Origin of the sequence: Streptomyces albus subsp. chlorinus, from assembly GCF_013302895.1 — a bacterium.
Taxonomy (GTDB): Bacteria; Actinomycetota; Actinomycetes; order Streptomycetales; family Streptomycetaceae; genus Streptomyces; species Streptomyces chlorinus.
On record NZ_VJOK01000001.1, the window covers coordinates 6,122,456 to 6,128,998 of the forward strand.

A 6,543-nucleotide genomic window follows, 5' to 3' on the forward strand; every position below is an offset into this window, starting at 1 on the left:
AGCGCCGGCGCCGTCGCCAAGGCGGCGGTCAGTACGGCGGTGAGGGATCTGGTCCAGGTACGTCTGTGCACGTGATGCCGCCCTCTCGTGGGACTCGACAGCGGGTGTGCACCCCGGATTCGACCGAGGCGGGGTGAAGTTAGAAAGGCCCTGACACGTCGTCAAGGTGACGGGCGGCGCAATCGGGTGGGCCGCCCGCATCCGCGCGCCTATGGTGCCCGGGACCGGGAGAGTGCCACGCTGAGGACCATGCACTTCCCCTTTCTGGACAACTGGCGCAAGCCCCACCCGGATGCCGAAGGGGCGGCGGTGACCGACGAGCTGGCGAAGGAGCAGGAGAGCGCGACCCAGCTGCTGTCCGAATGCGAACTGCTGCGCGAGCACGCGGGCGCCGCGGGTGTCGAACTCGACGACTCCGTCGAGTCGTTGTCCGCCCTCGACCAGCTGCTGCCGCACTGGCGTGAGGACCCGGAGGTCACCCCGTGGCTCGGCACCGACGCCGGGCTCTACCTGGGAACCGTGATGGTGCGCTCGGTGCCGGGCGCCCGGTGGGTGCGGTGGCCGGACGGGCAGCCGGTGGTGCGGCTCCCGTCCGGGCGGGAGGTGGACGTGCTGGCGGAGGGCACCACCTGGGCGGAGACGGGCACGCCCGAGCTGTCCCAGGCGTACGCGGAGGTCAGCGAGGACTAGCGGGCCGGCTACGGGGCGCGGCACCCGGGCCGCCCCCTTCGGGGCGCCCTGCTGCGTGTCATCCCGGTAGTGACCCATTCAGCCCGATAGTTTCCCTCTCCTATGGAATCGCTGGCTATGGAGCCGCTGATCGAGCTGCGCGGCGTCAACAAGCACTACGGCACGCTCCACGTGCTCAAGGACATCGATCTGACCGTGGGCCGCGGCGAGGTCGTGGTCGTCATCGGCCCCTCCGGCTCCGGCAAGTCCACCCTGTGCCGCACCATCAACCGCCTGGAGACCATCGGCTCGGGCACCATCTCCCTGGCGGGGCACCCCCTTCCGGAGGAGGGGAGGGAACTGGCCCGGCTGCGCACCGAGGTGGGCATGGTCTTCCAGTCCTTCAACCTCTTCGCCCACAAGACGGTGCTGGCCAATGTGATGCTCGCGCCGCTCAAGGTGCGCCGCAAGAAAAAGGACGAGGCCGAGAGCCGGGCCAGGGAACTCCTGGAGCGGGTCGGTCTGCTCGAACAGGCCCGGAAGTACCCGGCGCAGCTCTCCGGCGGTCAGCAGCAGCGGGTGGCCATCGCCCGCGCCCTGGCCATGGACCCGCAGGCGCTGCTGTTCGACGAGCCGACCTCCGCGCTCGACCCGGAGATGATCAGCGAGGTCCTGGAGGTCATGCAGCAGCTCGCCCGCGACGGCATGACGATGGTCGTCGTCACCCACGAGATGGGCTTCGCCCGCTCGGCGGCCAACCGCGTGGTGTTCATGGCCGAGGGCCGGATCGTCGAGGACCGCTCCCCGGAGGAGTTCTTCACGGCGCCCCGCAGCGAGCGCGCCAAGGACTTCCTCTCCAAGATCCTCAAGCACTGAGAGGCGGCCTGCTCGTGCGTACACCCACCGCTCCCCGCGCCGCTTCCCGCACCCCCGCCCGGCTGCGCCGCGCCCTGGCCGGCGCCGTCCTCCTGCTCGCCGTCACCGCGTGCGGCGCCGCCGGCAGCCCGCCCGCGCGCGGCCCGCAACCGGGGAAACCGCCGCACTACGCGGTCGACACCGGCTTCTCGCTGCCCGCCTCGCCCACCTGGCGGAGCGCCGAGCGGCGCGGCAGGCTGACCGTCGGGGTCAAGGAGGACCAGCCCGGCATGGGGGAGAAGAACCCGGCCACCGGCGTCTACACCGGATTCGACGTGGAGATCGCCAAGATGATGGCCGCCTCCCTCGGCTTCGACCCGGCCAGGCAGATCGCGTACAAGGCCATCGCCTCCGCCAACCGCGAGACCGCCCTCCAGAACGGCCAGATCGACTACTACGTGGGCACCTACACCATCAACGAGGGCCGCAAGAAACTGGTCGGCTTCGCCGGGCCCTACTACATCGCCGGACAGCGGCTGCTGGTGCGCAAGGGGGAGAAGCGGGTCAGGGGTCCGCAGGACATGGCGGGGAAGAAGATCTGCTCGGCGGTCGGCTCCACCCCGCTCCAGCGCATCCAGACCGACTACCCGCGCGCCGAGGCCGTCGCCTACGACAGCTACGCCATCTGCGTCGACAACCTCCTCAACGACCAGGTCGACGCCGTCACCACCGACGACACCATCCTGCTGGGCTACGCCGCCAAGGACCCCGAGCACCTGGAGGTCGTCGGGCGGGCCTTCTCGGAGGAGCCCTACGGCATCGGCGTCCCCCGCGAGGACCACGCGCTCGCCCGCGCGCTGGACGCCGCGATCACCGTGCGCGAGAGGAACGGCGACTGGTCACGCGCCTACGACGCCACCCTCGGCCTCTCCGGCACCCCCGCGCCACGGCCGCCCCGCGTCGACCGCTCCCTGACGGGCTGAGACGAGCTGAGAGGAACCACAGCGGCTCCATGGACGTACTGACAGAGAACTTCTCCCTCTACGGCGACGGTTTCTGGGGCACCGTACGGCTGACCGTCTACTCCTCGCTGCTGGCCCTCGCCCTGGGCGTGCTGATGGCGGGGTTCCGGGTGGCGCCCGTGGCGGCGCTGCGCGCGGTGGGCACCACCTGGGTGACGGTCCTGCGCAACACCCCGCTCACCCTGCTGTTCTTCGCCATGCTGCTCGGCCTGCCCCGCTTCGGCATCGCGCTGCCGTTCGAACTGTTCGCCGTGCTGGCCCTCGGCTGCTACACCTCCTCCTTCATCTGCGAGGCGGTGCGCTCCGGCATCAACACCGTGCCGCTCGGCCAGGGCGAGGCCGCCCGCAGCCTGGGTATGACCTTCGGCCAGACGCTGGGCACCGTGGTGCTGCCGCAGGCGTTCCGCACCGTGATCGCGCCGATCGGCTCCACGCTGATCGCCCTGGCCAAGAACTCCGCGATCGCCGGCTCCTTCAGCGTCGTCGAGCTGCTGAGCACCTACAAGACGCTCAGCGAGAACGGATACAGCGTGATCTGGAGCTTCGTGTGGATCGCGGTGGGCTATCTGATCCTCACCCTCGCGATCAGTGCCCTCTTCCACGCCATGGAGCGGCGCTGGGGGGTGGCCCGATGACCGGGCGGCCCACACCCCCCTCGCCGTCCTCCGGCCCGCCCCCCTCCTCGCCGGGGCCCGCGGGGCTCGCCACCCGGCTGCGGGAGCGCTCCCCGAGGCGCACACCCCGCGCGGCCGGCTCCGCGCTCTACGACATCCCCGGCCCCCGGGCCCGCGCCCGGCACCGGGTCTACGGCCTGGTCACCACGCTCGCCCTCGCCGCGCTGGTCGCCTGGGTCCTCTACCTCCTCGCCGACACCGGTCAGTTCGCACACGTCAAATGGCGCCCGTTCGCGTACGAGGGCGTCCAGGAACTGCTGCTCAGCGGCCTGGGCAACACCCTCGAGGCGTTCGCCATGGCGGCCGTCCTGGCCCTGGCCCTGGGCGCGGTGCTGGCGGCGGGCCGGCTCTCCGAGCACCGGATCGCACGGTGGCTGAGCACGCTGCTGGTGGAGTTCTTCCGGGCCATGCCGGTACTGGTGATGATCTTCTTCGTCTTCGTCGCCCTCCAGGTCCAGGCGCTGCCCGCCCTGGTGACCGGGCTGACCCTCTACAACGGCTCCGTCCTCGCCGAGGTCTTCCGCTCGGGCGTCCAGTCGGTCGACCGGGGCCAGCGGGAGGCCGCCTACGCGCTCGGCATGCGCAAGACCCAGGTGATGGTGCACGTCCTGGTGCCGCAGGCGGTGCGGGCCATGCTGCCGACGATCATCAGCCAGCTCGTCGTCGCCCTGAAGGACACCTCGCTGGGGTTCCTCATCACCTACGAGGAGTTCCTGCACGCCGGGCGGCTGATCGCCATCAACATGGACTACACCATGCCGTTCATCCCCGTCGTCATCGTCGTCTCCGCCCTCTACATCGGCCTGTGCATGCTGCTGTCCTGGTTCGCCAACTGGGTCGCCCGCCGGGAGCGCCGCAACGTCAAGAACGAGGCGGTCCCCGTCGCCCCCGCCCAAGCGGCCTCGACGATGCCGGGCGCCCGCCCGTGACCCTGCCCTCGGCTCCCTGCATCCGGGCCGAGTCCAGGAGTTGACCTCGCTCCCCGGCGGCGGGAGGCGGTCGCTTCACGGGGCGCGGGGCCCGGGTGGGTGAGGGTGTCTTCCCTGTCGGACGGGTGCTGACGCATGCGCGTCAAGCGCATTACGCTGTCGCGATCACCGCGCCGCGCTCCGCGGAGCCGTGCGGGCAGGCCGCGCGTTCCGCGCGGCTCGTACTCGTACGAAGCACACACAAAGGAGGCCCTCGCATGCCGACCTCTCCCAAGAGGGGCACGCCCCCGCCGCGTTCGGTGCGCCGCACCGTCGCCCTGCTCGGCACGGGCGCCGTGGTCGCCGGGCTGCTGGGTGCCGCGCCCGCGGGCGCGCAGACCCGCGCGGAGCCGGGGACCCCGCCCAAGACGCCGGTGGCCACCGGCTACGGCGGTGCCGTCTCCAGCGTGGACCCCGACGCCTCGGCCGCCGGGATCGAGGTGCTCAAGCACGGCGGCACGGCGGCCGACGCGGCGGTGGCGACCGCGGCGGCCCTGGGGGTCACGGAGCCGTACTCGGCGGGCGTCGGAGGCGGCGGGTACTTCGTGTACTACGACGCGCACTCCCGCAAGGTGCACACCATCGACGGCCGGGAGAAGGCGCCGCTGTCCGCGGACAAGAACCTCTTCACCGAGGACGGGAAGCCCATCCCGTTCGACCAGGCCGTCACCAGCGGGCTGAGCGTCGGCACACCGGGCACGCCCGCGACGTGGGAGAAGGCGCTGCGCGCTTACGGCAAGAGGTCGCTGGCGCAGAACCTGCGCCCCGCCACCCGGCTGGCCCGCGAGGGCTTCACCGTGGACAAGACGTTCCGGGAGCAGACCGCCGGCAACGAGGACCGGTTCCGGGACTTCCCCGCGACGGCGAAGCTCTTCCTGCCGGGCGGCGAGCTGCCGAAGGTCGGCTCGACGCTGAAGAACCCCGATCTGGCCCGCACCTACGCCGAGTTGTCCCGCAAGGGCGCCAAGGCGCTGTACCGCGGCGAGCTGGCCCGCGACATCGTGCGGACGGTGCGCAAGCCCCCGGTCGCCAAGGGGTCGGACCGCACGGTGCGGCCCGGCGATCTGACGGCGAAGGACCTGGCGGCGTACGAGACGCGCGCGCAGAAGCCGACCCGCACCTCCTACCGGGGCCTGGACGTGTACGGCATGGCGCCCTCCTCCTCCGGCGGCACCAGCGTCGCCGAGGCGCTCAACATCCTGGAGCGCGGCGATCTGGGGAAGCTGAGCGAGAAGGAGTACCTGCACCGCTACATCGAGGCGAGCCGTATCGCGTTCGCCGACCGGGGCAGGTGGGTGGGCGACCCCACCCAGGAGGACGTGCCCACCGAGGGGCTCACCTCGCAGTGGTTCGCCGACTCGCGGGCCTGCCTGATCGACGACGACAAGGCCCTGGGGAGCCCCGTCGCACCGGGCGACCCCCGCGACCCGGAGCCGTGCGAGCGCGGTGACGAGGACCAGGCGGCCCCCACCCCGTACGAGGGGCAGAGCACCACGCACCTGACCGTCGCCGACAAGTGGGGCAACGTCGCCGCCTACACGCTGACCATCGAGCAGACGGGCGGCAGCGGCATCACCGTGCCCGGCCGGGGCTTCCTGCTGAACAACGAGCTGACCGACTTCTCCTTCACCCCGGTCCGGCCCGGCGTCCACGACCCGAACCTGCCGGGCCCCGGCAAGCGGCCCCGCTCCTCGATGTCGCCGACCATCATCCTCGAACGCGGCGAGCCCGTGCTCGCACTGGGCTCGCCCGGCGGCGCCACCATCATCACGACGGTGCTCCAGACCCTCACCAACCACCTCGACCGCCGGATGCCGCTCGTCGACGCCATCGCCGCGCCGCGCGCCAGCCAGCGCAACGCCGAGCAGACCGAGGCCGAGCCGAAGCTGATGAACAGCCAGGTGCGCCGCCAACTGGAGAAGCTGGGCCACTCCTTCAAGGAGACGAAGGAGATCGGCGCGGCCACCGCTGTCCAGCGGCTGTCCGGGGGCTCCTCCCACGGCGAAGGCGCGGGGGGAGGGCGCTGGAGCGCCGTGGCCGAGAAGGAGCGCCGCGGCGGCGGCTCCGCGATGGTCGTGCGCCCGGAACACGGCTGACGGCGGAGGGAGCCTTCCCGGTCCGCTCCCTCCCCTCCCGGCAGGCGGTGAGGGAGCGGACCGGCAGTGGTCAGGCGGGAAGCGGTCTGGTACTGGTACGGCATGGATCCCCTGGAGAAGACCGGGTTACCGCACGCACACGACGTCCCCGCGTTCCTGGAATGCCTGCGACGTCTGAAAGAGGAATCGGGCCTGACCCTGCGGCAGTTGGAGCAGCGGGCCGCCGCCGGCGGCGACTACCTGCCGCGCAGCACGCTCT

6 protein-coding genes and 1 pseudogene are annotated in these 6,543 nt (G+C 71.8%); all 7 read left to right on the forward strand.

All coding sequences use genetic code 11. The features are described from left to right. The first annotated feature begins 249 nt into the window (after positions 1-249). A complete protein-coding gene (locus FM076_RS26560) occupies positions 250-690 on the forward strand; it encodes a DUF6278 family protein (protein WP_173873422.1) in 441 nt (146 codons plus the stop codon). Between the two features lie 111 nt (positions 691-801). Next, the gene (locus FM076_RS26565) at positions 802-1,545 is read left to right on the forward strand and encodes an amino acid ABC transporter ATP-binding protein (protein ID WP_274598943.1); all 744 of its coding nucleotides are present in this window, start codon (positions 802-804) and stop codon (positions 1,543-1,545) included. A 14-nt stretch (positions 1,546-1,559) separates the two neighbouring features. Continuing rightward, positions 1,560-2,507: a transporter substrate-binding domain-containing protein gene (locus FM076_RS26570; protein ID WP_173873423.1), complete on the forward strand. Its 948-nt coding sequence runs from the start codon at positions 1,560-1,562 to the stop codon at positions 2,505-2,507. A gap of 29 nt (positions 2,508-2,536) precedes the next feature. Next, positions 2,537-3,181, forward strand: a complete 645-nt coding sequence (locus FM076_RS26575; protein WP_173873424.1) for an amino acid ABC transporter permease — start codon at positions 2,537-2,539, stop codon at positions 3,179-3,181. Then, on the forward strand, positions 3,178-4,149 hold the full coding sequence (locus FM076_RS26580) for an amino acid ABC transporter permease (protein WP_173873425.1): 972 nt from the start codon (positions 3,178-3,180) through the stop codon (positions 4,147-4,149). The genes FM076_RS26575 and FM076_RS26580 overlap by 4 nt, the downstream gene beginning before the upstream one ends. A gap of 257 nt (positions 4,150-4,406) precedes the next feature. Next, positions 4,407-6,284 (forward strand): gamma-glutamyltransferase, encoded by a 1,878-nt coding sequence (gene ggt, locus FM076_RS26585; protein ID WP_173873426.1) that lies wholly within the window; start codon positions 4,407-4,409, stop codon positions 6,282-6,284. A 66-nt stretch (positions 6,285-6,350) separates the two neighbouring features. Beyond that, a pseudogene (locus tag FM076_RS26590) lies at positions 6,351-6,543 on the forward strand (hypothetical protein); the annotation flags it as partial.

Coding starts and splice junctions, on each gene's coding strand:
- FM076_RS26560 (WP_173873422.1), top strand. CDS start 250: ATGCACTTCCCCTTTCTGGACAACTGGCGCAAGCCCCACCCGGATGCC.
- FM076_RS26575 (WP_173873424.1), top strand. CDS start 2,537: ATGGACGTACTGACAGAGAACTTCTCCCTCTACGGCGACGGTTTCTGG.
- FM076_RS26580 (WP_173873425.1), top strand. CDS start 3,178: ATGACCGGGCGGCCCACACCCCCCTCGCCGTCCTCCGGCCCGCCCCCC.
- ggt (WP_173873426.1), top strand. CDS start 4,407: ATGCCGACCTCTCCCAAGAGGGGCACGCCCCCGCCGCGTTCGGTGCGC.